Genomic DNA, 25818 nt, shown 5'->3' on the forward strand with positions numbered 1-25818 from the left:
GGACCGCTCCGGCTCCGGCTCCGGCTCCGGCCGATCTCACGCACGGTCTCAGTCCGTGGTGACCCGCAGGTTGGCGAGGAGGGTGGCGCCGTCCGCCGAGGTGGCGAGGACCCGGCCGGAGCGGTGCCAGTGGGTCACCGCGCCGGCGTGCCCGCGCAGGCCCGTGTACGGCGGGTCGGCCTGCGGGAAGACGACGGTGGCGGCGGGCGCGGCGTCCGGGCCGGTGCCGGTGCGAACGAGGGCGCCGGTGCCGTCCGCGAGCGGCACGGTGAGCGCCCAGTGATCGCCGTCGGCGGTGGGCGCGTGCGGCGCGAGGCCCTCGACGGTCAGTTCGGTGACGCCCCCGGCCGTGTCGGTGGTCCAGGAGAGCGTGGTCCGGTCCGGCTGCAACTGCCGGTGCGCGGTGAGCAGGCCGCCGCCGGCGACCACCGCCGAGTCGCCGGGGTCCCCGGCCGTGCGGTCCAGCCGGAGCCGGGCGCGCAGCTCCCATCCGGGCTGGTCCCAGCGCCAGAGTTCGGTGAGCGGCGAGCCGTCGGGCAGGTTCGAGATGACGACGGCCGCGCAGCTGGTCGCCGTCCGGGAGATCCGGCCCACCGGCCGCTGGCCGTTCCCGAGTTCGCGCCAGACCACGGTGGGGCGGGGGGCGAGGGTGTCCAGTACGGCGATGCCGTCCTCGTCCACGGTGACCAGGTGGCGGCCGTCGAAGGACCGGGCGAGCTGCCGCGTCCGCAGGGTGGTCCAGGGCCGGACGACGCGGGTGGCGAGGTCGAGCCGGGCGATCTCGCGCGTCCCGCCGTAGCCGGCCACGAGGAGCGCGCTGCCGCCGTGGTCGGCGAGGACGAGCTCGTCGGCGGGCACGTCCCAGCGCGCCTTGGTACGGCCGTCGGCGGTGAGCAGCCGTACGCCCGCCTGGCCGCAGGCGACCAGCACGGCACCCGATCCGAGCAGTGCCGCATCGAGCACCGGCAGTGTGCCAGGCCGGTCGGCGGCGGTGTGCGTGGGCGCGCCGCCGGCGGGGCGGGTGTCGCGCCGCGGACCGGGCAGGTCGGCGGCGGCCAGCGGGTCGGCGCGTTCCAACAGCCGCTTGGCGAGGACGCTCTCGGCCCGGCCGGCCTGGGCGCCGCCGAAGCCGCCGTCCCGCACGACCGCCCGGGCGGCGGCGGTGGCGAGTTCGCGGTCGGCGGCCGGGTCGGCGGCCGGAAGGTCCGCCAGGGCCGCGGCGAGCGCCGAGCGCCCGGTGGAGCGCGGGTCGCCGTCGGTGTCGAGGACGGCCAGCGCGAGCGCCCGGGTGGACTCCCCCGCGCCGAGCGCCAGCAGGTAGGGCAGTGCCCGGCCGCGGGCCGGGCCGCCGAGGGCGACGGCGTCGCGCAGGTCGGCCGCGACCGAGGGCCGCAGCGACTCGTCGGGCCAGGCGGCTTCGACGGCGCCGAGGCGGTCGCCGGCGTCCCGGCAGTGCGCGGCCCAGGCGACGCGCAGTTCGCGGGCGGCCTGCGGGTGGGTGGCGGAGAGGCGTTCGACGGCGGTGGCGAAGGCACCACGGCGGTGCGCGATCCGGACGGCGCGCTCGCGCTCGCCGGCCCGCCACCAGAGCCGGACCACCAGGTGGGCGTCCAGGTCCCGGCCCTCGGCGAGTTCGGCGGCCTGGGCGGTGCGGTCGTGGCGGATCAGCACGGCGACCGCCTCGGCCGGCGCGTTCAGCAGGTCGGCGAGGACGAACGCCGCCTCGTCGACCCGGCCGTCGCGTTCCAGCTCCTCGGCGGCCCGTCGGTAGAGCGCGGAGAGGTGCTGGTGCACGGTGGGGCCGGAGAGCGGGGAGGTGCCGCCCGCGCCGCCGGCCTGCGGGGTCGCGCGCAGCTCGCCCGCGTAGCGGCGGGGCAGGCCGAGGGAGAGCCAGGGCCGCTGGTCGGCCGCCTTGGCCCCGGCGAGCCGGACGGCGTCGCGCAGGGCGTCCTCCCACTGGCGCTGTTCGAAGGCGCGGGTGAGTTCGTGCAGGTAGCGGGCGTGACGGCCGCGCACCAGCCGGGCCGCCGGGGTGCGCAGGGCCAGGCGGGCCAGCAGGCCGCCCAGCAGCGGGCGGCGGGGCCTCCGGGCCGCGCGACCGGGGGCGGCTGCGGCGGAGCCGTCGGCGGCGGAGCCTGGTCCGGCGGGGGCCGCCGGGGCGGGCCCGGCAAGCACCCCGCTGTTGCGGGCCACGACCAGCCCGGCCGCGAGCGCGATGAGGAACCCGCCGGGACGGAAGCCGCGCTCGGCGATGAGCCCCACGAAGCTGGCCGCGGCAAGGAGCCCGGCGCCCAGCGTCACGACCAGGACGGTCCAGTACGCGGCCCGGCCGGCCCGGCCGGCCAGCGCCGCGAGGCCGTCCGGCCGCGGCCAGGAGAAGGACCGGCGGGGGCCGGCCGGCGCGTCCTTGGTGAGCCGGCGGGCCCGTTCGCTCCGGGGGCCGATGCCGGCGGCCGCCCGCAGGTCGGGCTGCGGTCGCGAGGGCAGGGCCTCCAGGACGGGTTCGGCGGCGGGTTCGACGGCGCCGACCGGTCGTGGGCGGTGCGGGGTGAGGCCGGCCGGGTCGAGCCAGACCGACGGGTCCGACTCCGGCAGTCCGGCGATGGCGTGAGTGACCATCAGGCCTGCTGCCGTGAAGGACAGTTGCCCGGGCCCGGCGCCGGAATCGCCGGTGCCGGCGGCGACGAGTGCGCCGCTACGCGCACGTGTCAGCGGCAGTCCGGGGGCCCGGTCGGCCCGGCTCTCCACGGCCGCCACCAGTACGAGCAGCCAGCGCCCGTCCGGGAGTTCACGCAGCTCGGCGCCTTCCTGCCAGTGCGCCAGGACGCGTGCGGCCGCCTCGGCCGCGCCGATCACCGGCACGTCGAGGAGGTAGCCGGCGGCGGTGACGGTGGCACCGAACGCCGCGGCGGGGGTGGCGCTCAATCGTCGCTCCCGATCAGGTGGTGGATCCGTCCGGTGTAGGCGTCGCCCACCACGATCCGGCCCGGCCGGGTCTCGGCGGCGATCAGCGGCAGCGTCGGGTGGACGGCGGGCAGGGTGGTGCCGCCGGAGAAGCGGGTCAGGGTGCGGACGCCGTCGGCGCGGACGTGGCGCACCAGGAGGCCGCTGCGGGTACAGGTGATCAGCGCGGGCACCGCCTCGTGGTGGACGAGGCCGATCACATCGGCGTTCTCCCGGAAGGAGATCCGGTGTGCCTGGCCCTGCCCGTTCCTGACCTCCCAGTCCCTGCCGTCCTCCGACCACGCGACGGTGGCGCCGCTGTGCAGGAGGTGGCGGGCACGGGCCGCGCCGACCGGCAGGCTCCGGCCGTACAGCCGGGGCTCGCGGAAGCGGTTGAAGTGCTGCGGCCCCTCGGCGCCCCGGCCGACCTCGCCGTCGTCGGTGACGGTGCCGTCGGGCGCGATCCGCCACCAGCGGCCGGCCAACGGCAGCAGCAGGTCGTCCCCGCCGCGGAGCAGCGGCAGGACGGGGCGGGTGAACTGCCCGTCCAGCCCGGCACGGTCGAGGCCGAAGGCGGCCAGTTCGGCGGTGAACCCGGCCTGCTCACCACCTGCCGGGGACAGCGGGCGGCCGCTGACGTAGGGCACGAGCTGGTCCCCGCGTGCGTACAGGGCGATCAGCCGCCGGCCGATGCGCCCGGCGGCGAGCACCGGGCCGTGCAGCTTGTGGCGCTTCGCCCGCACCTCGGTGGCGGGTCCGTTCCCGCTGTTGGGCAGGTTGGCGGCGAGCAGGAAGGAAGGGTGACGGCCCCGGGCGAGCAGGGTGCGGGTGTCGGTGGTGAACGCGGGCAGCGCTCCCCCGGCGACCCCCGCAGCCTCCGACGGAACGGCAACGACGGCGGGCGCGGCGGCCCGCCGGAACTCGCGGCCGCGCAGTGCCCGCACGGCGATCTCCGCTGCGGGGAGCGGGAGTTCGGTCGTGGCGCCGTCGATCCGGACGGTGACGCCGGTGGCACCCTCGGCGGACCAGCGGGCCACCTCGCTCGTCAGCACCCGGGCCCGAGCCTGGAGTTGTTCACCCAGCCGGGGCGAGGTGAGCACCCATGCGCGGTCCTCGGCGTCCAGGCCGGCCTGGGCGCGCGCCACGTCCTCGGGGGTCGGATCGGCCGGGCGGCGGGAGGCCAGCCAGGCCGGCAGCAGCTCGGCGAGGTCCCCGGTGAGCCAGTGGCCGTCCGGGTCGCCGAGGACGCCGACCACCAGCTCGGTGCCCCGGGCGGCCGCCCGGCGGTGCAGGACGAGCAGCGCGGCGAGCTGGACGAGCCGGCCGGCGCCGGCCTGGGCCGGACCGCTGTCGACCAGGGCGACGATCCGTCCGCGAACCGCCGGTGTGCTGAACTCGGATGCGTGGTGGAGGAGTTCACCGTCGACGAAGCGGCGGAGGAACTCGTCCGGGTGAGCGTCGGCGAGCAGCCACTCCGAGGGCAGCAACCGGTCCGGCCGGCCGGCGCGGGTGAGGCCGCCGAGGCCGTCCGGGTCGCCGAGGACGTCGACGACGGGCTCGCGCGTGCCGACCAGGGTGTCCAGACGGCGCAGCAACGGGCCGAGGGCGACGGCGAGTTCGGGGCTGAGCGCGGAGAGGGTGGCGGCCCAGGGGGCGAGGGCTGCGGGCAGGCGGGTGGCCGTCATCGCTCCGCGCTCCGGGTGTACGGCTCCAGGGCGTCCGGGGAGCCGGCGGGCGGGGGCGGGTCGGCGACCAGCGCGTGGCCCGGGACGAGCACGCAGAGCTGTCCGTCCTCGGCACCGAGCGCGCGGCGCCAGAGGGCGGCGGCGGGCCCGGGCCGGGCGGTGGTGGGAACCAGCAGGCCGGCGTCGCGGCCGAGGTAGCGGGCGCCGTCGGCCCACGGCAGGTCGGCCCCGGCGCCCAGGACGAGAAGGACCGTCGTGCCTGCGCCGGGCGGGGCGCCGGGCGGGGTTCCCGTGTCGGACGGGGCGCCTGCGCCTTCCCGGGCGTCGGCGTCGACCCGGGCGCCGGCGGCGTTCGGCACGCCTGCGGCGGCGGGCGTCGTGCCACCGGCGGGCGGGCCGTCGGCGAGGACGCCGAGGCGGGCACCGTCGCGGAGCCGGTCCCGGGTCGCGGCGGCCAGCGCGGGCACCGCGTCGCCCAGGGCGAGCACGGCGGCGGCGGGCAGCGGGGGCTCGCGGCGCTCCCACCGCAGGGGGAACGAAGGCAGGGGGAACGAAGGCGGGGCGGTGGTCACGAGGGCGCGACCGCCGCGACCAGCTCGGCGCGTATCCCGGCCAGCGCGGACGGCAGGTCGGCCGGGTCGAATCCGGCGTCGATCTCCCGCAGCGCGGCCTCCAGCCGCAGCCGTGAGTCGCGCCCGGCGGGCAGGCCGCGGTGCTCGGCGAGCAGCGCGGTGCCGGTGCGGGCGAGTAGTTCGGCCCGGGCCGCCGTGCTGCGGGAGAGCTCCTCCGCGGCGTGCACCAGGCTCCGGTTGGCGGCCTTCTCGATCAGGTCGGCCAGGGTGTCCCGGGCCAGCGCCTGGGTGTCGGCGGTCGGGGCGATCAGCGGCAGCACCCACAGGTCCCGCGCGGAGGCCGTGGTCCGGCCGTCGAGCACGGCCGCCGCCGCGACCAGCTTCTGTGAGCGCACCGCCCGCCGGTCGCTGAGCGGCACCCCGGCCCCGCGCAGCCGGCGCAGTGCGGAGCCGAGCAGCGGGGTCACCTCGTCCAGGTCGCACTCCCGGGCCGCGGCGGCCAGCCGGTCCACGGCGCCGAGCAGGTCGCCGGGACGGGCCGCGGCGGCCGCGGGGCGCCGGCCGGCCTCCAGCAGCTCCTCCAACCGGGCGTCGGCCACCGGCTCGACGAAGACCCGGGCCAGGAAGCGGTCGGCGAAGGCGGCGAGCGCGGGGTCGTCGGGGAGGTGGTTGGCGGCGCCGACGCAGACCCGCAGCGGGCTGGCGAGGACGGTGCGGCCCCGGCGGAAGACCCGCTCGTTGAGCAGGCCGAGCAGCGTGTTGAGGACGGCGGTGGAGCCGAGGAACACCTCGTCCAGGAAGGCGATGTCGGCCTCGGGCAGCATTCCGGCGGTCTCGAACTCGACCCGGCCCTCGCGGAGCAGGCGCAGGTCGACCGGGCCGAACAGCTCGTTGGGCTCGGTGAACCGGCCGAGCAGGTACTCGAAGTAACGGCCGCCCAGCTGGCCGGCGACCCTCCGCACCGCCTCGGACTTGGCGGTGCCCGGCGCGCCGACGACCAGCAGGTGCTCACCGGCGACCGCACAGAGCGTCACCACCTCGGCCACCGTCTCACGGTCGATCATGCCCCGGCCGGCGGCGGCCACGGCGGCGCCGATCAGCTGAGCGTCCCCCGCCAGGGTGCCCTGCCAGGTGGCATCGGCCCGGCGGACGGCATCGGCCGGCTGGACGGCGTCGATCGGGCTGCCGGCGTCGATCGGATTGCCGGCATCGGCCTGGCGGGTGGCATCGGTCGGGTGGACGGCGCCGGTCGGGTTGGTGCTGGTCTCGGTCACGAGCACCGGAGTCTACGGGGGCCGTCTCCGCGTCGACCAGCGGGTTTCCGGCTGGCCGCCCCCCGCCCCCCGGGGGGCGGGCGGAGGACCGTTCAGTCGCCCAGCCCCGGCCAGCCGTCCCGGTTGGAGCAGCTCTCGTAGTCGTACCGGGTGAGCCTGTCCCACTCCTCCCCCGTCGCCTGCTCGTACGCCTCCTCGTGCACGTAGAGCAGCTCCTCGCAGTGCCGCCCGGTGAACGGCGCGAACCGGTCCGGCTCGCCGAAGACGCTCTCGTACACGGCGCGGCCGGCGGCGACGACCGCTGCCCGCGAGTACAGGAACCCGTCGTCCGACTGCGGGAACGGCTCACCTCCGGGCCGCTCCATCCCGGTGACCGGCAGGGTGCCGAACTCCTCCTGGTCGAGCCGGTACAGCGCCTCCGCAAGACGCTCGCCGAAGCCGATGATCTGGCCCACCGGCCCGGCGGCGAGCACCTCGGTCAGCCGCTCGCAGCCGGTCTCGATGTCGTGGCAGGTCGACGTCCCGGTCGGCCCGCCGAGGATCCCGATCAGCTCCCAGAACCGCGCCCAGGTGATCACCGGCAGGTCTCCGCCGACGGCGGGGCCGCCCTCGGTCGCGCCTGCGTCGGTGGCCGGATCGGTCGTGCCGGTCGTGCCCATGCGTTCTCGGCCCTTCGTGGTGTGAGGTGTCAGCGGTGGTCGTCCGCCGGAACACACCATGTCATCGCGCACTGACAGATCCGCAGGCCGGCGGGCCCGCAGCCGCATCGGGCCGGCCGACGCCCGCACGCTGCGGGCCGGGCCGGGCGGCCGGCGGGAGGGGCCACACGACGGGAGGGGCCACACGACGGGAGGGGCGCACGGCGGGAGGGGCGCCGGGCCAGCAGGCGCCGGGCGGGGCCGGTCTCATACTCCAGCCGAAGGCTACCTACGTCGATTTTTTCCACAACGAAGCGGAGAAGGTGAACGAGTCCGGATTACCCCATCCATCTTTAGTGGAGCCCGTAATCTTCATGTGCAAAATGCTTTTGCCCTTCGTTTCGAGACACAGGGCGACACCTTTTCGCAGCAAAACACCATCTTGTAGCTGCGAGGCAGATACTGGATTTGGAATAGCCTGTTGACGCGCATCCCTAGCGCATTGAATGGCCCCAGGGTTGACGTCCGAGCTGATGCCCACTGCAGCCACATTAAAGGTCAACGAGTCTTCATTAGATGGACTACTGGCACATCCAGTGGTGTGCCATTCGATCTCCATAGAACTTGCATCAATTCCAGCTGCGGCCGGATTCTTCTCGGTCACATGGATATGCGTGTCCACTGGATCCTGGTCAAGATCGAAGTAGTTGCGAGAGCACTGCCAGTTTCCCGACGTCGCTGCTGGCATCACGAAAACGCGGTCGCGGTATACCTCGTTCCACGTGACAGGGGGAGGAGTAGTGGCGGGGGTCACCGTTGGACTGGGGCCCGTAGCTGAGGGCCGACTCGTCGCTGCGACTGACGGCGCCGCCTGTGTCTGAAGCACAGGCGGCGGACCGCCTGCCTTTCCACCGTCCGAGTCGCCGCCGGGACGGATCACGGAAAGGACTCCACTGATGAAGATCCCGACACACGCTACGGCCACCACAGCGGTGGAACCCCCGGGAACTCTACCGAGCACAGCCTTTAGGGAATCAGCAGATGCCCCCGTTACCAGCCCCTGGGGCTTCCCGGGCGGCGGAGGAGATGGCCGGCTGATGTCGCCGGCCGCATCCTGCTCGTTGGCCACCTCGGGCGGCGCGTTGTAGAAATGGAAGTGCTGGCTCTCAGCCTGATAGGTCCGACTGTCCCCTTTTGCATCAACCTCGAAGTTGGGGCCAGACTCGCGGCCGCGTTTCGACTGCTTCACCTTTCGGTGAAGTGCTGGTCGCGGCCAGCCTGGTAGACGCGGGCATTCCCTGACGCAGTCACGTTGAAGATCGGTCCAGTCGCGATACGGTCCCGCTCCTCTGCGGGCAGGGCAGGCACAAGCTCCTCTCGCAGCAACCTGTCGATCTCGGCTGCGAGATCGGGGTCGCTGACGATGAGCCTCCGAAACTTGGTCTGCCAGTCACCGGCGAGCGCGGCCTGGGCATCGGCGTCGTTACCTTCACGCGCCGCCAATGCCTCGACTCGGGTGTCGTCGAGATCAGCCTCGATCGCAGCCGCTCGCTCCGGATGCACTCGCTGCCAGAGCCGCGCGACGGCTGACTTCGCGAGCTCCCACGAATCCGTAGCCAGCACGGTCACCAGGGCCGTGCTGGCGGTTGTTACCAGTTGCACCTGTTCAGCGTCCACGAGTCCCCAATCTACGATCCAGAGCGGCACATGATAGACCATCAGAGGGATCAGAGCCGGGGCTCCTGAGGGCCGGATCACGGGCGCCGACCCTCAGCCCTCCTCCGCTCAGAATGACTTCATCCAACCGGGCGATGCGCACGACAGTGACTGCGCTGGCCTCGCCCAGGTCGAGGGCGTGCCGAGTCCGGCCGAGCATGCCGGCCGTCAACGAAGCGGCGGCCACCGCAGTCACCGGGTCGCCGCGCTGGGACAGCAGCGCGGGCAGCAAGGCTACGAGGCCGCACCAGGACGCGGTGTCCCCCAACCGCTACCCGCCCCTCCGCACCGCGACTGAGCTTGATTGGGTGATGTTGGAGCCGTTCACCTGACAGTCGGCTATCGGCACCGGTAGCCCTGGGACATGAGGTATGCACAGGGCAGCGGGTTGACCGACGCGGGGAGGGCCACACGGGAGCGGTTACGGCTTCAGGTGGCGGAACGCTTCCAAGCCGGGTAAATGAACTCGGAGATCGCTGCCGCAGCGACCCGATTGTGCTGGCCTGGGACCACCTCCGCCTACACCTGCCCGCGGTATGCGTGAGTTCATCGAGGCGAACGCCGAGTGGCTCGCGGTGTTCCATCTGCCCGCCTACGCGCCTGACCTCAACCCGCAGGGGTGGATCTGGTCACTGGTCAAACGCGAGATTGGCAATCTCGCCACCGCGGACCTGGGTCAGATCACCCGAGCCGTGAAGCGTCGGCTCCAGAGGATCCGCCGCCCCGACGGCCACCGCCCCCGGGCAGTACGCCGACTTCCGGCGGGTCGGACAGGCGAGCACCGCTGACTCCTCGGACGCGCCCGACGCGGTACCCGCGGCGCGCGCACAACCTTTCCGCCGTCGGTTCGTTCGCCAGTGGTGAGGACCTTCGCCAGCCCGGACGACCCTGCCGACCCCGGCCACCCCGACGCCCCTGCCGCCCCCCGCCCCAGCGCCGACCGCGACCGCGACGCCGACGGCAGCACCGCGGCACCGCCCCTGGTCCTGTACCTGCGCGCCGCCGTGCCGGAGGACGCCGAACTGCTCGCGCGCTGGCGCCGGGAGGCGTCGGCGTGGGTGGCCGGACGGCACGGCAACCCACAGTGGTCCGGCCCCGACCGGCCCGAGCGCCGGCTGGCCCTCATCGAGAAGGGCGCGACCGTGCTCGCCCTGCTGGAACCGGACGGCCCGGCGGTAGCCACGTGCACCATCTGCCCTCGGGGGAGCAGGCGCCGATGGACGGCCGAGGAGCGCGCCGTCCCGGCCCGCTACCTGCGCAAGAGCATCGTCGACCGCGCCCATGCGGGCCGCGGCATCGGCAGGCTGCTGCACGAGTGGGCCGGCCACCGGGCGGCCGGCGCGGGCGCCGTCGTCCTGCGCCTGGACGCGCGCTCGGACAACCCCGGCCTGAACCGCTACTACCGCTCGTGCGGCTGGCGGTACCTCAGGACGGTCCCGGGCATGGCCTCCGGGGCCCTCTTCGAGACCCCGGCGCTGCTCCGCCCCGGCCTGCCGGTGCACGAGCTGGGCACGATCCGGCTGCCGGACTGACCGGGCCGACACCGGCCTCGGACGGCAGAACGGCAGGACGGCGGAACGGGCAGGAGAGCAGGAGAGCAGGACGGCACCGCCGGGCCACCAGACACCCCGGCCCGTCAACTGCCGCCCATCCCGCCCTGCGCCGCGACCATCGTCACGTTCAGTCCGGCCACCGCCCGGGCCAGGCCCGGCGTTTCGGCCGTCAGCCGGTCGGTGAGCGCCGTGACCCGCTCGGTGTGGGCCCGCCGGTCGTGCCGCGAGAGGACCAGCCGCAGGTGTCCGTGGGCGGCCAGCGCCGCCAGGACCGCCTCCGCGAACGGTGCCTCGGCGACCGGGCCGCCGCCGCGCACGAGCTCCGCCACCCGCACCTGGAGGTCGAGCGCCTCCCTCGGGTCCGCCATCGCCACCGCCCGGTGCGGCACGACCGGACCATAGGGGTCGCGGTCCGCCATGGTCACCACACCGAGCACGGCGAGCCGCTGCTCGACGGCCTCCAGCGTGTCGTCGCGGCTCCTTCTGATCCAGGCCTTCCAGGTGCGCGGCCGCGTGCCCAGCTCGGCGAGCAGCGCGTCGAGGACGCCGTCCTCCGTCGGGGCGGCCGTCACGACCCTGACCCGGCCCGCGTCGTCCTCGACGGCGGCGCCGCGATGGGCGAGCTCGGCCAGGGCGGCCGCCCGCAGCAGGAAACCGGCCCGGGTGCGGTCCTGCAGGGACTGTGCCTGCGTGTCGAAGGCCAGCAGATACGCGGCCAGGTGCAGCGGTCTGTTCATGCCACCGACGATACGGAGCCCGGCGCCGCCCGGCGTCGGCCCAGAGGCCGGAACCGCGCTCCGACCACAGGACCACCCGGCCGGCCCTCCGTCGTCCCCCGGGACCGGCTCGCCTCGGTGGCGCCTGCCCGGCCCGCCTCGGTGTCGTGTGCCCGAACCGTCTCGGCGCGGCCCGCCCGGCCCGCCTCCGGGCCGGTGTTCAGCTCGCCTCGGGGTGGAAGCGGTGCAGGCCCTTGCGGTCGTAGTACCTGGTCATCGCGAAGCCGAAGACCAGCGCGGCCACCGTCCCGATCGCGATCATGATCCAGGCCCGGGCCAGCCCGGCGTCGGCCTGGGCGTCGAAGTAGAGGATCGCCCGGACGCCATCCGTGAGCTGGCGCATCGGCTCGAACACCGCGAGCCCCCGGTAGAACTCCGGCAGGGCCTGGAGCGGGACGGTCGCCCCGGAGGACGGCAGCGACAGGGCGATGAAGACGAACATGCTGATCAGCTGCCCGATCCCGCCGAACGCGGCGATCAGCGCCTGGGTGCCGAGCCCCACCGCCGAACTGGCACAGACCGAGAAGACCCAGAGCAGCGGCAGGTGCGAGGCGTCCATGCCGAGCACCCCCACGGTCGCCAGCATCACCAGGGTGGAGGTCAGCAGCGAGATCCCGACCGACATCACGGAGGTGACGACCCACGTCTGGGTCCGGCCGATCGGCACCAGCGGGCGCTGGGTGCGCAGCGGCCCCAGCTCACTGGCCGCGTAGCCGAGCGCCACGTCGACGCCGTTGTTGATCACGTTCGCACCCAGGAAGCCGCAGAGGACGAGCAGCAGCGTGTAGTAGAACGCCGTCAGGCCGAGACCGCTGTGCGGGCCGATCGGGTGGCCGACCTGGACGTCGACCGTCACCGGGTCGGCCAGCTGGAGCGCCGCCGCGTTGGTCGCACCGCCGCCGCTGCCGGCCTGCCCGGACGGCTGCTGGGCCTGGGCCTGGGCTTGGGCTTGGGCGGTGAGGGTCCGGCCGAGCTGGGTCGAGGCCTGTTGCGCGGCGGCCTGGGAGATCGACGAGGCCAGTGACGAGGCCAGGCTGCCCACCCCGGGGTTGGTCAGGACGGTGATCGTCGGCCGTGGCGGCGGCTGCGGGCCGGCCGGGGCGCCGAGGGCGGCGACGGCGGCGGTGAATCCGGCCGGGACCTCCAGGGCGCCGGCGATCTTGCCGGAGGACAGCTGTTCGTTGGCCCCGGCCCGGTCGAGCAACCGCCAGTCGACCTGGTCCCCCGGGTCCGGCGCGTTCGCGATGCCGGCCGTGATCTGCGCGCCGAGGTTCTGCTGCTGCCCGCCCACGGTGGCGCCCTGGTCCGAGTTGACCAGGCCGATCGGCAGCCGGTGCAGGTCGGCGCGCGGGTTGATGATGCCGCCCATGTAGAGCAGCGAGAGCAGGAACCCCACCAGGCCGACGATGACCGTCGGCACCACCCAGACCTTGGGGTTGCGCAGCACCTGCGAGGCCCGTACGCCGGCCGCGGGCCGGTTCGAAGTCATGGCTCTCCCGTGGACGTCGTTCGGTCGGCCCCCGCCCGACCGTAGCCCTCGGCCGCCTCCGGACCGCGGCGCCTCGCGCGCGCCGCCGACCGGGTCGACCCGGTCGGCGGCGCGGCCTCGGGAACGCCCCGCGGGGGAGCCCCGGGAACGCCCGGCGCTCCGACCCGGGGGCCCGCTGCTCCCACGGACGCCCGGTGCGCCGGCCGACACCCCGGGGGCCGGCCGGCGCCCGGTGCGTCAGCCGACGGTCAGTGCTTCAGCGCGTCCGCGCCCCGGTAGCCCGCGGGCACGCCCTGGGCGATGATCGCATCGGCCACCATGTGCCGGGTGCGCAGCGCCAGGATCTCCTGGTAGGCGGGCGAGTCGTACCAGGCGCGCACCGCCTCGCGGTCGGGGAACTCGATCACGATCAGGTCCGGTCCCCAGGACCCCTCCAGCACCTCGACCTCGCCCCCGTGGACCAGGAAGCGCCCGCCGAAGGGCTCCAGGGTGGCGTCGATGCGCTCCAGGTACTCGACGATGTCCGGGCCGAACTCGACCGAGTGGACGTGCGCCAGCGCGTAGGCGGTCATGTGCTGCTCCCCCTTGTCGTCCGGGACTCGTGCCCCGGAAGCCGACTGTTCGCGGGACCCGGGCGGCCCGGGACCGGAAGGTCCCGGGAGCCTGGTGTCCCGGTGGCCGGACCGTTCCGGCCTGGCTCCGACCGTACGGCACCACCGGCGCACCGGAATCAGTCGGGAATAGGTACTCCGCGACCGCCCGCATCCGCCCACCCCCCTGGCGCCCCGACTAAGCGCTTGCTTAGAATCGCCCTCGTCCGACGTCCAGACAGGGGAGCCGTCATGTTGTCCGCAGAGAACCGTCAGATCCGCCTCGCCCGGCGACCGGTGGGCGAGATCGGCCCCGAGGACTGGGAGCACGCCACCGTGGCGGCCGCGGCACCCGGCGAGGGCGAGTTCGCCGGCCGCACCCGCTTCATCTCGCTGGACCCGGCCATGCGCGGCTGGCTCGACGACCGGCGCTCCTACCTGCCGCCCGTCGGCCTCGGCGAGGTGATGCGGGCCGGCTCGGTGGTCGAGGTCACCGAGTCCAACCACCCGGGCTTCCGGATCGGCGACCTGGTCGTCGGTACCTTCGGCGTCCAGGAGCACGTGGTCTCCGACGGCAAGGGCACGCTGAAGGTCGACCCGTCCGCCGCCGCGCCGTCGACCTTCCTCGGCGCGCTGGGCATGCCCGGCATGACGGCCTACTTCGGGCTGCTGGACGTCGGGGCGCTCAAGGAGGGCGAGACGGTGGTGGTCTCCGGCGCCGCGGGCGCCGTGGGCACGATGGCCGGCCAGATCGCCAAGGCGAAGGGCTGCCGGGTCGTCGGCATCGCCGGCGGGGCCGAGAAGTGCGCGCTGCTGACCGGCGAACTGGGCTTCGACGCCGCGATCGACTACCGCACCGAGGACGTCAGGAAGGCGCTGCGCACCCATGCCCCGGACGGTGTCGACGTCTACTTCGACAACGTCGGCGGCGAGGTCCTGGAGGCGGCGCTGGCCAACCTGGCGATGCACGCCCGCGTGGTGATCTGCGGTGCGATCAGCCAGTACAACGCCACCGAGGGCGTGCAGGGCCCGGCCAACTACCTGTCGCTGCTGGTCTGCCGGGCCCGGATGGAGGGCTTCGTGGTCTTCGACTACGCGCCGCGCTTCACCGAGGCGGCCCGGGAGATCGGCGGCTGGATCGGCTCGGGGAGGATCAAGGTCCTGGAGCACGTGGTCAAGGGCACCGTGAACGACTTCCCGCAGACCCTCCGGATGCTCTTCCGCGGCGAGAACACCGGCAAGCTCGTCCTCGAACTGGTCTGACCGCTTCCCTCCCTTCCCTCCCGCGCCGGCCCGCACGGCTCGCACGGCCCGGACGGCGGCCGGCCCCTCCCCGGCCCCGGGCGGTGAGCGGGCAGGCCCCGGGCGGTACGCGGGCCGGCTCCAGGCGGTACGCGGGCCGGCCTCAGACGGTCAGCGGGCCGTCCGAGGGGGCGACCGGCGCGGGGAGATCGGTACCGCCGCGCAGGTAGCCGTCGACGGCGGCCGCCACCGCCCGGCCCTCGGCGACCGCCCAGACGATCAGCGACTGGCCGCGCCCCGCGTCGCCCGCGACGAACACGCCGTCCGCCCCGGCGGCGAAGCCCTCGTCCCGGACGAGCCGGCCCTGCCGGTCGGCGGCCAGGCCGAGCTGGCGGGCGAGGCCGCTCCGGCGCCCGGGCCCGTTGAAGCCGAGGGCCAGCAGCGCCAGTTCGGCCGGGACGGTCCGCTCCGTCCCGGGCCGGGGGCTGCGGTCGCCCGGCCGCGCCTCGGCGAACCGGACCGCCGCCAACCGCCCGTCCGCACCCGCCTCGAACCCGACCGTCACCGCCGCGAACACCCGCGGCTCGGCGGCCGAGCCGCCGGCCTCCTCGTGCGAGGTCGTCACCCGGTACACCTTCGGGTGGACGGGCCAGGGCTGGCCGGGCGCGCGGCGGTCGGGCGGCCGCGGGTTGATGTCGAACTGGGTGACGGCGGCGGCCCGTTGGCGCAGCGCCGTGCCCAGGCAGTCGGCGGCGGTGTCGCCACCGCCGACGATCACCACGCTGCGGCCCTCGGCGCTCACCGGGGAGGCCGGGCAGTCGCCCTCGTCCACCCGGTTGGCCAGGGTCAGGTAGGTGATCGCCTGGTACACCCCGGGCAGCCGGCGGCCGGCCACCGGGAGGTCGCGGCAGGCCCTGGCACCGACCGCGACGACCATCGCGTCGTGCCGGGCCCGCAGGGCGTCCGCGGACACGTCCCGGCCGACCGCCACCCGGGTGCGGAACCGGGTGCCCTCCGCCGCCATCTGGCCGATCCGCCGGTCCAGGCGGTGCTTCTCCAGCCGGAACGGCGGGATGCCGTAGCGCAGCAGCCCGCCGATCCGGTCGGCCCGCTCGTACACCGTGGTGGTGTGGCCGGCCCGGGTCAGCTGCTGGGCCGCGGCCAGGCCGGCCGGGCCCGAACCGACCACGGCCACCCGCAAGCCGGTCATCCGCTCCGGCGGCTGCGGCCGGTCGTACCCGTCCTCCCAGGCCCGGTCGGCGATCGCCAGCTCCACGTTCTTGATCGTCACGGCCTCGCCGTCGATCGCCAGCACGCAGGCGCTCTCGCAGGGAGCCGGGCAGAGCCGGCCGGTGAACTCGGGGAAGTTGTTGGTGGCCAGCAGACGCGAGGCGGCCGCGCCCCAGTCCTGGTGGGCGACCAGCGTGTTCCAGTCAGGGATGACGTTGCCCAACGGGCAGGCGTGGTGGCAGAACGGCAGGCCGCAGTCCATGCAGCGGGCCGCCTGGGAGCCGACGACCGGCAGCAGCGCGCCCTCCCGGTAGACCTCGTGCCAGTCCCCCAGCCGCTCCTGCGGGGCCCGACGCTCGCGCGGCCGCCGGGGCGTGGTGAAAAAGGCCATGCGGTCGGCCATGGAATCAGCCATCGCGGTCTCCGGCAGGGCGTGCCAACGCGGGTGGCGACGCCGCCGTGCCGGGCCGGACGGGCGCGCCCCCGGCCGGCGCATCACCGTGTGGCCACGGTACGCCTGCGGACCGCCCGGCGGGAGGGGGGACGCTCGCCGGGTCCACCGGAGGGGCGGCGGGAGCCGACGGGAGTGGCCACTGGAGCCGACGGGAGGCTCAGCGGGAAGCGGGCGGAAGCAGCCGGAAGCGGGCGGGGAGGGAGGCTGCCGGGCCGGTGACAGGGGCCGCCGGCCCGGGCGGACGGGAGCACCGCCGGGGCGGGTCAGTCGCGCAGGAAGGCCTCCAGGGCGGTGGCGAAGGCCACCGGCACCTCGTGCATCGGGTAGTGGCCGGAGTTGGTGAGGACCTCCAGCTCCGCCTGCGGGTAGTGCGCCAGCCAGGTGCCGCGCATCACCTCGGCCGACAGGGCCGGGTCGTGCTCGCCGACGAAGACCTTGACCGGCAGGGTGCTGCCGGCCACCTTCGCCGCGAAGTCCTGGGTGCTCCAGTCCCGGAGGTAGGCGCCCATCGCCTCCGGGCGGGAGCCGGCCACCGAGCGGGCTGTCATCGCGTCCAGCCAGCGGCCGCAGGCACGGTTCCCGGTGACCAGGTCGAGGATGGCCCGGCGGTTGGCGGCGTGCTCGGGCGCCCCGTGGAAGAGGTCGTCCATGCCGCCCTCCAGCGGGAAGGCGCTCGCCGGGACGGGCGTCACCCCGACCAGCTTCCGGACCCGCTGCGGAGCCTCGGCGAGGACGCGCTGCGCCGCCTTGCCGCCCATCGAGTGCCCGACCACGGAGAACTCGTCCCAGCCGAGCCGGTCGGCCAGGGCGAGCGCGTCCGAGGCGATCTCGGCGAGGGTGAACTCGCCGTCCACGTCCCGTCGTTCACCGTAGCCGCGGTAGTCGAGGAAGGCATAGCCGAAAGTGTCCCGGTCCAGGTGGTCTAGGAACTGGCCCCACCCGGCGCTGGTTCCGAACCAGTCGTGCAGGACGAGCACCTTCTGCCCGCCGGCTCCGATGGTGCGGTGACTGATCGTCATCCACGGCTCCCTTCTGGCGATCTGACGGCGGTTACCTTCCCATCCGTCCGCGGGCTACTCCCGCACCTGGCGCCCACGGTGGGGCCAGAACGCCAGGCCGACGCCGCAGGCCGCCGCCACCAGCCCGAGCACGGCCACCGGACGGGACCACTCCCCCGCCCCGGTCGGCGCGAAGGCCACCGGCAGGACCAGCAGGGACGCGGCGACCGCGGCCACCCCGTGCGCCGGCCCGGCCGTACGCCGGTGCGAGCCGAAGGCGTCGACCAGCAGCAGGTATCCGGTCAGCAGCACGGCCACCGCCGCGGCCTGCCAGAACGGCGGCTCGCCCAGCGCGGCGAGCGCCACCGCCCCGGCGGGCAGCACGGTGGCGCGGCCCGCCGCCAGACGGGCCGCCCAGCCGACCGGACGGTTCCGCGGGTCCACCGGCGGCACGGCGCCCGCGGCGGCGAGGGCGCCGGCGATCACCGCGGCGGCCGGCCCGAACCGGTCCACCGCGCTGCCAGGATCGTCCACCGGCCCGGCGGCGGCGATCGCCAGCGCGGCTCCCGTGGCGCGCAGCGCGGCGCGCTCCGCCCAGGGCGGCAGTGTCACGTTCATCGGACTCCTCCCCCGATCCGGCGGCGCAGCAGGGGCGCGAGCGCGAGGTCGAGCGCCTCGCCCGGGGTGTAGCGGGCCACCGGGACACCCTTCGCCCGCAGGGCCGAGCGCATCGCCTCGCGCTCGGCGTGCCAGAGCCGCAGGGCGAGGGCGTCGATCTCGTCGCCGGGCTCCACCGCCGGTTCGCCGGCCGGGATCTCCACCACGACGAGCGGATTGCCGCGGTCGCGGACCTGCCCGAGCACGTCCAGGATCCGCTGGTCGGCGAGCGAGGTGAACGCGTACACCAGCGCGTGGCCGGGCAGGGCGGGCAGTGGGAGCCGGGGGAGGTCGGTGCCGCGGTGGCGGCGGTCCTGGCGGACCTCCAGCACGCTCTCCACCATCCGGTAGAACTGCCGGTCCCCGGTGCCCGCGGCGAGCCAGCGCAGCTTCCCGCCGATGGCGACCAGGCCGACCCGGTCGTGCCGGCGCAGGTAGGCGCGGGTCAGCCCGCCGGCCGCGCGCAGCGTCTCGTCCAGGCTGGACAGGCCGGTGGCGGCGTCCCGGAAGTCGGCCAGGGTGTCCAGCAGGACGACCGCGTCGGCGGCCCGCTCGGCGGCGAACTGGTTGATCTGGACGGCGTCGCGGCGGGTGGTCGACGGCCAGTGGATGCGCCGCTGGCGCTCGCCCGGCACGTGCGGGCGCACGCCGACCACCTCGACGCCGGTGCCCTCCTGGACGGTGGTGTGCTCGCCGAGCCGCTCGGGCAGCCGGACCGGGATCGGGGTGAGCCGGGCGGCGCTCGGCACCGGGAAGACGTCCACCTCGCCGAGTTCGGTGCGCACCGTCCGGCGGGTCAGGCCCCCGGCGTCGTAGACGTCGAGGTCGACGGCGCCCAGGGTCCAGCGGCCCCAGCTCCGGGCGCGCAGGACGAGGTCCACCTCGGCCGCTCCGACGGTGAGCGCCTCCAGGGCCACTCCGGGACCGAGGGCGACGGTGGGGTCGAGCGGGCCGATCCGCCCGTCGTGCCGCACGGTGATCCGCACGACGACCGGCTCGCCCTCGAAGCAGCGGCGCGGTTCGGCGGTGCTCTCGGCGGCCAGCCGGGTCGGCCTGCCGTGGCCCGGGGCGGCCAGCGCCAGCAGGACGGCGGGGCCGGCCGCCAGGGCGAGCAGCCAGGCGTGGCCGGTGGCCAGGGCGGCGACGGCCGCGACGGCGGCCACGGTGAGCAGGCACAGGGTCTGCTCACCGGCCCGCCAGTGTGGCGAGGGCGGGGAGCTCGGCAGGCCGGCCACGGTGGCCCGGGCACTGCGGGCCAGCAGCCGGGCGGTGACCCGGTCGGCAACCTGGCCGTCCCTCCGGGCACGAGGCCGCTCGGTGGCGGGCCGCTCGGCGGCGGGCGTGGAGGACCGGCCTCCGCTGCCCGCGGGCGCCACGGCCAGCCGCCGCACCGGGCGGCGGCCGGCGGCGGCGCTCTGCGCGGCGAGCCGGCGGGCCCGCTGCCCGTCCGGTGACGCGGGATTCACCGGGCGCCGCCCGGCGAGCGGTCCGCGTCCGTCTCCGCCGCCCGCGGCAGCGTCTGCGGCGCCGGGACGGTGGCGACCAGCCGCGCCAGCACGTCGTCCGACTCGATCTGGCGCACCCACAACTCCGGCTTCAAGGTGATGCGGTGGGCCAGCGCCGGCACGGCGAGCGCCTTCACGTCCTCCGGCGTCAGGTAGTCGCGGCCCTCCACCATCGCCCGGGCCCGGGCGAGTTGGATCAGCGCGAGGCCGCCGCGGGGCGAGGCGCCGACCTGGATCTGCTGGTCGCGGCGGGTCGCATCGACCAGCGCGACCACGTACTCGACCAGGTCGTCGTCCACCTCGACCCGCTCCACGGCCGCCCGCATGGCGAGCAGTTCGGCCGGGCTGCTGACCGGCTCCAGGACGGGCTCGGGCACCGACCGGTCCAGCCGGGCCCGGAGCATCGCCGCCTCCAGCCCGGTGGACAGGTAGCCCATCCGCACCCGGAGGAGGAAGCGGTCGAGCTGCGCCTCCGGCAGGGAGTAGGTGCCCTCGTACTCGATCGGGTTGGCGGTGGCGATCACCGCGAACGGCTGCGGGAGCCGGCGGGTGGCCCCGTCCACGGAGACCTGCCCCTCGGCCATCGCCTCCAGCAGCGCCGCCTGGGTCTTCGGCGGGGTCCGGTTGATCTCGTCGGCCAGCAGGAGCTGGGTGAAGAGCGGGCCGGGCCTGAAGACCATCTCCCCGCTGCCCCGGTCGTAGAACGGCGCGCCGGTGACGTCCGAGGGCAGCAGGTCGGGGGTGAACTGGATCCGGCGGAAGTCCAGGCCGAGGGTGGTCGCGAAGGAGCGCGCCAGCAGGGTCTTGCCGAGCCCGGGCAGGTCCTCGATCAGCACATGGCCGCCGGCCAGCACGCCGAGCATCACCAGGCGGAGGGCCTCGGGCTTGCCCACCACGGCCCGTTCGATCTCCTCGACCACCGCGCGGGCGCGCTTGCCGGCCTCCTGCGGCGTCAGCACGGGGGCCGGGACGGCGTCACCGGTCTCGGCAACCGGGGCGGCGGGGGCCTGGGGAACGGCGGTCATGGCTCTCCTGAAGGGGCTGGCTGCGGTGTCGGTGCCGTGGGGTGATGCTGCGTGTCGAGCGGGGCGGTGGTAGGGGGAGGGTGCTGCGTGTCGAGCGGGGCGGTGGTAGGGGGAGGGTGCTGCGTGTCGAGCGGGGCGGTGGTACGGGGAGGGTGCTACGGGTCGGTGCGTGCGGCCGGTGGTTCTTCCCGGCTACAGGGATTCGAGCCGGTCGACGAGGGCCAGCAGGACCGGCGCCGGAACGGGCTCGGCCGACGCCGCGGCCTCCGGGTCGATCCAGGGCCAGAGCCGGGGGCCGACCAGTTCGGCGGCCCGGTCGCGGTCGGCGGTCAGCGAGACCCCGTGCGCGTCCGACAGCCGTGCCGCGAACAGCCGTTGGAGCCGGCCGCGCAACGGCTGGCTGTCGCCCTGCGGGTCGAGCCCGTGCCGGACGGTCCAGCGCCAGTCGCCGAGCCCGGGCTCGTGCGCCTCCATCAACCGTGCGCGCTGCCGCAGGCCTTCCGTCCCGACCCCGGCGCCGGCGACGTACCGGCCGACGACCAGGGCGACGGCGGTCAGCAGGACCGCCCCGGCGCCGGCCGCGGGCGCACCGCCGACCAGCGCGAAGAGGATCTCCGCCAGGACGGCCACCGTGATCAGCTCGATCAGACTGTGCTTGACCGAGCCGGGCTCGGCCACCGCGTCCCGTCCCCCACCGGGGCCGGCCTCGTCCTGCCCCGGTCTGTTCCGGCCGGTGTTCATCCGCGTCCTCCTGCCGGGCCGGTGGTACCCGCGGCCGTGCCCGCGGTCGTTCCTGCGGCCGGGACGGGCTCGGACGGCGCCTCCGCCCGGGCCGCGAGGTGGGCCGCGATCGCGTCCAACGCGCCCTGTGCGCGGCCCACGTGGCCGTCGCCCATCGGGTGGGACGAGTAACGCGCCTCCCGGAACAGCCCGGTGAGCGCCTCAGCTGAACCGCGGTCCACGTGGTCGTCGGCCACCGCGCGCTCCAGCAGCTCGGTCGGGCTGTCGCAGGCCCGCCGGGCCGTGCCGGAAGCCGCCAACGAGCCCTCCATCGCGGCGTAGCAGGCGATCACCGCCGCCCGCGCGTCATCGCCGGAAAGCGCCCGGCGACCGGTGGCCACGGCGGCCGCGAGCACCTCCTCGGGCCGCGCGGGGGCGGCGGGCAGCGGCGCGGGCAACCGGTTCCGGGAAATGCTCAGGCGCCGCCAGACCTGGACGAGGAAGACCACGAACGCGACCGCCACCGCGACGGCCAACGCGCCGATCAGCACCGCGACGAGGGCCTTGAGCAGGCCCCCTGAGCTCGGGTCCACCGGCACCGGCGGCGGCGTCGGCGGGTGCGAGGAGCTCGGCAGCACCTCCAAGGGCCCGTTCACCGTCCCGACCGGCCCGTGGAGCCGGCGGAAGGCGAACAGCAGCAGCGGCACCGCGACGGCGGCCCCGGGCAGCAGCACCATGGCCGCCCCCCGCAGTCGCTCGGCCCACGGCGTCGGCCCGTCCAGATGCCGGACCTCCTCGCGGAACCGCACCGCGAACCGGCCGACGAGCGCCGCCCAGCCCAGGGCCAGCAGCACCACCAGCCCGATGGGCCCGATCAACCCGGTCGTGGCCGTGCCGCGCAGCCCGCCGTCCGGACGCAACGCCGCTGCGGCCACCGGCAGCCCGACTCCCACCAGAAGGACGATCACTGTCCGCCCGCCCGGCCCTCGCCCGGCCCCGCCCGACGGCACCTCGCCGCCCATGCGGCCACCCCCCGGTCCCTCCGCGCGCGGATGATCACACGCGAAGTGCAGCGTCGCACACCAACTGTCGCACTGTCACCCCCCGAAAGGAGGGGGCGGACGAGGTGGGCGGGCGGATCCGACGGAGGGAGGCCCGTGGCCGACTCGCCGGGCCGGCGGGGGCCGGGTGGGCCGGAACGGACGGCCCGGCGTCGCAGCCCGGGCCCCGACGTCCGGAGTCCGGGCAGGCGAACCTACGGCCGGCAACCCGGCCGAGAGGCAGTCAGGCGGGCCCACCGCCTGCCCCACTGCCCCGGCCGTCCCGGACCATCCCGGGCCGGACGCGGGGCAGGGCCGGGTGGTCAGCCTCGCGGGAACACCAGGGACTGGACCGCGGGGAGCTTGCGCCAGTCGCTGGAGACGATGCTCGCGTGGGCCCGGGCGAGCTGTTCGGCGCGGGCGCGGGCCTGGTCGGCCGTCGGGTCGGTGGCGCTGATCGCGGGGGCGACGTTGTGGGCGTCGGTCATCGTCAGCAGGTAGTGCCGGCTGTCGTACCAGGACGTGTCGATCCCGCCGGTGTACGCGGCGGCGTCGCCGTCGAAGACGACGAACCAGGGGCGGATGGCCGTCTCCGCGTACTGGGTGCGCGGGTCGCCGGCCGCGGCGCCGAGGACGGCCGGGAAGACCTGGGCGTCGCCGATCCGGCCGGCCGCGGCGAGGTCGCGCAGGTGGCGGCCGTACTCGACGTCGGTGTGCAGGGTGTCGAACGGGTTGCCCAGCTCGAAGGTGCCGGGGATGACGTACAGCAGCACCCGCCCGGCGAGCGCCGCGCGGGTCGGCCAGTTGCCCGCACGGGCGGCCTCGTCGGCGGTCGCGTACGAGCCTCCGCCGGGCTTGGCGAGCAGGTCGGCGGGGCGGAAGACGGCGGGGCCGAGGTGTGCGGCGATCAGCGAGTCGAGCTGGGCGGGGCCCATGCCGCGGTTGCCGGCGAAGCCGCCCTTCAGTTCCAGCTTGACCACCAGCGGGCCGGCCTCGGGGTGGGCCCCGAGCCAGATCCGGACGTCGTCGAGGCAGGTCTCCGGGTTCTTGTTGGTGCCGCCGGTGTAGAGCTGCGCGGGGGTGCCGGCGGCGGCACAGTTGTTGGCGTTGCCCAGCGGGTTGGAGTGGCTGACCTTCCACTCCTTGGTGACGGTGTCCGTCCAGGCGTCCAGCTCGATCATGCCGGTGCCGGTGTCGAGGGCCTGGGCGAGGCGGCCGAACGCGGCCGGGTCGTAGGTGTTGTGGATGCCGACGGTGGTGGCCGAGCCGAACGGGAGGTCGCCGGGCCCGCTCGCGTCGGCCACCGGGGCCGGCAGGAGGGCGGTGGCGGCTGCGGCGAGCAGACCGGCGGCGATGGTGCCGGCGAGGGCGCGGCGTACGGTCACGGTGGCTTGTCCCCTTGTCAGAACGCGTGTGGCTGCGTGTCAGAACGCGTGCGGTTGTCCCGGAACGCGTGCGGCGGTCGTCCTCGGACGATGCCCGGCCCGGGCGACCCTCACGTGAAGCGAGCACAACAACTCCGTAACGCCGACGGGACAACTACGGCCGCCGGACGACCGGCCCGCCGCGGGCCGGGGCCCCCGCCGGTGCGGGCGCGCCCTCGACAACCTGCCGGCCGGACCGTCCCTGACCGACCCGCAGCAGTGGACGGCGATGACGGATGCGACCTCCGTGTGGTAGACCCTTGCGCTGACACCGGGGCCACCGGTGCGGGCCCCCGGACCGCCGACACGGCGCGGCGGGCCGTGACCTGACATCGGGGGATGCCATGACACTTCGCCGTACGCTGACCAGATCCCTGGCCGCCGCCACCGTCGCGGTGCTCGCCGCGGCCTGTGGCAGCGCAGCGGGCCCGTCGGCCGGCACCACCGCCGACGCCACCGGCAGCGCCATCAGCACCGCCGGCACCACTGGAGGCGGCACCACCGTCCCCGGCCCGGGCCGGAGCGAGAGCGCCCCGCCCCCTGCGCCGACGGCGCCCGGCCGGGCCGTTCCGACCGCGCGGGGGCAGGTGCTCCACGGGGTCGCCGTCGACACCGGATTCACCGCCCAGGTGGTCAGCGCCAACACCAGCGCCGCGCTGCCGGGCATCGCCGCCCCCACCGGAAGGACCACGCTGCTGGTCCGGCTCAAGGTCGCCTCGGACCCGGCCGACCGGACGGTCAACGCCCCGAACCACCAGGCCCTCGTCGTCAAGTACCCGGGCTGCGACCCGCTCCGGGACTGCTTCACCGCCGACGACGGGGCGCGGGCCCTCCCCGAGAGCGACGTCCGGGAGGGCGTCCACATGAACAGCGTGCCGGACTGGTTCGGCAAGCTGGACGCCAACACGGCCTACTACAAGTACGTCTGGCAGTTCGTCCCCGAGGGCGCCGACCTCTCGGCCGCCCAGCTCTGTTCGAAGCGGATCGGCAACCAGCAGGACGTCTGTGTTCCGCTCGGCCCGGTGGAACCCTTGAACGGCCAGGTCGACCGCGCCGATCTGGAGTCGCGCTGACCGGTCGTTCCCGCGGCGGCCCACGCATCGTCGACCAGCTCATCGCCTGGGACCCGGACGAGTAGGGCGTGACCTGACGCCGCCAGGCACTTGTCTAGGTCGTGGCCCCGGCCCGCGCCCGGCCGGCGGGGCCGGCGGGGTCGTCCCCGCCGGCCCCGGTCCAACGGGCTCGCGTCCAGCGGCACGAACCGGATGACGTCGTGCCGGCTCCCGCCGGTGGACGTGGCGGAGAGCGGGGTTCCGCGGCGGCCGCCGATCAGGTGGTGCGCGGAGCCGGTGTGGCGGGCACCGCTCAAAACCGGATGGCGGCCTGAGCGCCGACCTGCGAGGATCTCCGGATGATGATCTTCGCCGACGATCTCGGCCACCTCTCCCACACCGTCACCGGCGACGGGCCGCCCGTGGTCCTCGTCCACGCCGGCATCGCCGATCACCGGATGTGGGACGCGATCGTGCCCGCCCTCGCGGAGCGGCACACGGTCATCCGGTACGACCTGCGCGGCTTCGGTGAATCCGCGCCCCCGACCGGCCCGTTCAGCGAGGCCGACGACCTGCGCCGTCTCCTGGACCACCTCGGCCACGAGCGTGTCCGGCTCGTCGGCGCCTCCTGGGGCGGCCGCGTGGCCGTGGAGTTCGCGCTCGCCCACCCGGACCGGGTGCACTCCCTCGTCCTGCTCTCCCCGCCGTGGCCGGGATACCACTGGTCCGCGGACATGATCGCTTACGACGAGGCCGAGACGGCGGCCCTGGACGCGGGGGACCTCGACGAGGCCGTCCAAGTGAACCTGGACATGTGGGTGCGCGGGCCGGCCCGCACCTGGGACGCGGTGGACCCGGCACTGGCCGACCGCCTCCGCGGTGCGGTCCGGACGTCACTGGCGAACCAGGACGTCGTGGGGACGCACTCCCAGGGCGTCACGGACGGCGACGTCGCCACGATCGCCGTCCCCACCCTGGTCGGAATCGGGCGCCTCGACGTCCCCGACTTCCAGGACATCAGCCGCCGGTACGCCGACGCCGTCCCCGGTGCCACCCTGGTCGAGTTCCCCTCCGCGGCCCACCTCATCGCCCTGGACGCGCCCACCGAACTCGTCGCCGCGCTGCTCCCGTTCCTCGCCCGCTAGGACCAACGCCGTTCAGTCAGGGCGGTGGACGGGGCGCCAAGGGGTGTTCGTGAGCATCTTGATGCTGATGGTGGCTTTGTAGGTAGCCCG

The 25818-nt window shown here is 75.3% G+C and carries 23 protein-coding genes and 1 pseudogene; 5 read left to right on the forward strand and 19 right to left on the reverse strand.

The window, feature by feature from the left end; all coding sequences use genetic code 11:
• Positions 1-48: 48 nt before the first annotated feature.
• The 7 genes from C2142_RS01220 to C2142_RS01250 form a co-directional block, all read right to left on the reverse strand.
• Positions 49-2925, reverse strand: coding sequence for a bpX6 domain-containing protein (locus C2142_RS01220; RefSeq protein ID WP_148640652.1), 2877 nt, complete (start codon positions 2923-2925; stop codon positions 49-51).
• Positions 2922-4628: a hypothetical protein gene (locus tag C2142_RS01225; RefSeq protein WP_148640653.1), complete on the reverse strand. Its 1707-nt coding sequence runs from the start codon at positions 4626-4628 to the stop codon at positions 2922-2924. The genes C2142_RS01220 and C2142_RS01225 overlap by 4 nt, the downstream gene beginning before the upstream one ends.
• Positions 4625-5200 (reverse strand): hypothetical protein, encoded by a 576-nt coding sequence (locus C2142_RS01230; RefSeq protein ID WP_148640654.1) that lies wholly within the window; start codon positions 5198-5200, stop codon positions 4625-4627. The genes C2142_RS01225 and C2142_RS01230 overlap by 4 nt, the downstream gene beginning before the upstream one ends.
• Positions 5197-6474 (reverse strand): AAA family ATPase, encoded by a 1278-nt coding sequence (locus C2142_RS01235; RefSeq protein ID WP_241002307.1) that lies wholly within the window; start codon positions 6472-6474, stop codon positions 5197-5199. The genes C2142_RS01230 and C2142_RS01235 overlap by 4 nt, the downstream gene beginning before the upstream one ends.
• A gap of 92 nt (positions 6475-6566) precedes the next feature.
• Complete coding sequence (locus C2142_RS01240; protein ID WP_174315567.1) at positions 6567-7133, reverse strand: DUF4240 domain-containing protein; 567 nt, start codon at positions 7131-7133, stop codon at positions 6567-6569.
• A 268-nt stretch (positions 7134-7401) separates the two neighbouring features.
• Positions 7402-7776, reverse strand: coding sequence for a hypothetical protein (locus tag C2142_RS01245; protein ID WP_162002376.1), 375 nt, complete (start codon positions 7774-7776; stop codon positions 7402-7404).
• Between the two features lie 581 nt (positions 7777-8357).
• A complete protein-coding gene (locus C2142_RS01250) occupies positions 8358-8789 on the reverse strand; it encodes a hypothetical protein (protein WP_148642108.1) in 432 nt (143 codons plus the stop codon).
• Positions 8790-9364: 575 nt separating this feature from the next.
• On the opposite strand from C2142_RS01250, the gene C2142_RS01255 reads away from it, so the two are divergent.
• Positions 9365-9616 (forward strand): transposase, encoded by a 252-nt coding sequence (locus tag C2142_RS01255; RefSeq protein ID WP_148640656.1) that lies wholly within the window; start codon positions 9365-9367, stop codon positions 9614-9616.
• A 72-nt stretch (positions 9617-9688) separates the two neighbouring features.
• A complete protein-coding gene (locus C2142_RS01260) occupies positions 9689-10360 on the forward strand; it encodes a GNAT family N-acetyltransferase (protein WP_162002377.1) in 672 nt (223 codons plus the stop codon).
• Positions 10361-10464: 104 nt separating this feature from the next.
• Here C2142_RS01260 and C2142_RS01265 read toward each other — a convergent pair whose 3' ends face one another.
• The 3 genes from C2142_RS01265 to C2142_RS01275 all read right to left on the reverse strand — a co-directional run bounded on the left by C2142_RS01265 (position 10465) and on the right by C2142_RS01275 (position 13218).
• Complete coding sequence (locus C2142_RS01265; RefSeq protein WP_148640658.1) at positions 10465-11118, reverse strand: GPP34 family phosphoprotein; 654 nt, start codon at positions 11116-11118, stop codon at positions 10465-10467.
• A gap of 199 nt (positions 11119-11317) precedes the next feature.
• Complete coding sequence (locus tag C2142_RS01270) at positions 11318-12646, reverse strand: DUF3533 domain-containing protein (protein ID WP_148640659.1); 1329 nt, start codon at positions 12644-12646, stop codon at positions 11318-11320.
• 248 nt (positions 12647-12894) lie between these two features.
• On the reverse strand, positions 12895-13218 hold the full coding sequence (locus tag C2142_RS01275) for a DUF1330 domain-containing protein (RefSeq protein ID WP_148640660.1): 324 nt from the start codon (positions 13216-13218) through the stop codon (positions 12895-12897).
• A gap of 270 nt (positions 13219-13488) precedes the next feature.
• On the opposite strand from C2142_RS01275, the gene C2142_RS01280 reads away from it, so the two are divergent.
• Positions 13489-14499, forward strand: a complete 1011-nt coding sequence (locus C2142_RS01280; protein WP_174315568.1) for an NADP-dependent oxidoreductase — start codon at positions 13489-13491, stop codon at positions 14497-14499.
• 142 nt (positions 14500-14641) lie between these two features.
• On the opposite strand, the gene C2142_RS01285 is transcribed toward C2142_RS01280, so the two are convergent.
• The 8 genes from C2142_RS01285 to C2142_RS01320 all read right to left on the reverse strand — a co-directional run bounded on the left by C2142_RS01285 (position 14642) and on the right by C2142_RS01320 (position 23492).
• Positions 14642-16111, reverse strand: coding sequence for a glutamate synthase subunit beta (locus tag C2142_RS01285; protein ID WP_148642110.1), 1470 nt, complete (start codon positions 16109-16111; stop codon positions 14642-14644).
• A 314-nt stretch (positions 16112-16425) separates the two neighbouring features.
• Positions 16426-17181, reverse strand: coding sequence for an alpha/beta hydrolase (locus C2142_RS01290; RefSeq protein WP_148640661.1), 756 nt, complete (start codon positions 17179-17181; stop codon positions 16426-16428).
• A 54-nt stretch (positions 17182-17235) separates the two neighbouring features.
• Positions 17236-17778 carry a hypothetical protein gene (locus C2142_RS01295; protein WP_148640662.1) on the reverse strand — a complete coding sequence of 181 codons (543 nt, stop codon included), beginning with the start codon at positions 17776-17778 and terminating at the stop codon, positions 17236-17238.
• The gene (locus tag C2142_RS01300; protein WP_346766354.1) at positions 17775-19283 is read right to left on the reverse strand and encodes a DUF58 domain-containing protein; all 1509 of its coding nucleotides are present in this window, start codon (positions 19281-19283) and stop codon (positions 17775-17777) included. Before C2142_RS01300 ends, C2142_RS01295 begins: the two co-directional genes overlap by 4 nt.
• Positions 19280-20347: a MoxR family ATPase gene (locus C2142_RS01305; RefSeq protein WP_148640663.1), complete on the reverse strand. Its 1068-nt coding sequence runs from the start codon at positions 20345-20347 to the stop codon at positions 19280-19282. The genes C2142_RS01300 and C2142_RS01305 overlap by 4 nt, the downstream gene beginning before the upstream one ends.
• 192 nt (positions 20348-20539) lie before the next feature.
• Positions 20540-21088: a hypothetical protein gene (locus C2142_RS01310; protein ID WP_148640664.1), complete on the reverse strand. Its 549-nt coding sequence runs from the start codon at positions 21086-21088 to the stop codon at positions 20540-20542.
• A complete protein-coding gene (locus C2142_RS01315) occupies positions 21085-22020 on the reverse strand; it encodes a DUF4129 domain-containing protein (protein WP_148640665.1) in 936 nt (311 codons plus the stop codon). The genes C2142_RS01310 and C2142_RS01315 overlap by 4 nt, the downstream gene beginning before the upstream one ends.
• Before the next feature lie 410 nt (positions 22021-22430).
• On the reverse strand, positions 22431-23492 hold the full coding sequence (locus C2142_RS01320) for a phosphatidylinositol-specific phospholipase C domain-containing protein (RefSeq protein WP_148640666.1): 1062 nt from the start codon (positions 23490-23492) through the stop codon (positions 22431-22433).
• A 383-nt stretch (positions 23493-23875) separates the two neighbouring features.
• Between C2142_RS01320 and C2142_RS01325 the strand changes: the two genes are divergently transcribed.
• Positions 23876-24604, forward strand: coding sequence for a hypothetical protein (locus C2142_RS01325; RefSeq protein ID WP_153882742.1), 729 nt, complete (start codon positions 23876-23878; stop codon positions 24602-24604).
• 92 nt (positions 24605-24696) lie between these two features.
• On the opposite strand, the pseudogene C2142_RS39060 reads toward C2142_RS01325, so the two are convergent.
• A pseudogene (locus C2142_RS39060) lies at positions 24697-24879 on the reverse strand (IS5/IS1182 family transposase); the annotation flags it as partial.
• Positions 24880-24942: 63 nt separating this feature from the next.
• Between C2142_RS39060 and C2142_RS01330 the strand changes: the two are divergent.
• Positions 24943-25728, forward strand: coding sequence for an alpha/beta hydrolase (locus tag C2142_RS01330; protein WP_148640669.1), 786 nt, complete (start codon positions 24943-24945; stop codon positions 25726-25728).
• The last annotated feature ends 90 nt before the right edge of the window (positions 25729-25818 follow it).

It is taken from the genome of Streptomyces sp. CB01881, assembly GCF_002953255.1.
In the GTDB taxonomy this organism is placed as follows: domain Bacteria; phylum Actinomycetota; class Actinomycetes; order Streptomycetales; family Streptomycetaceae; genus Kitasatospora.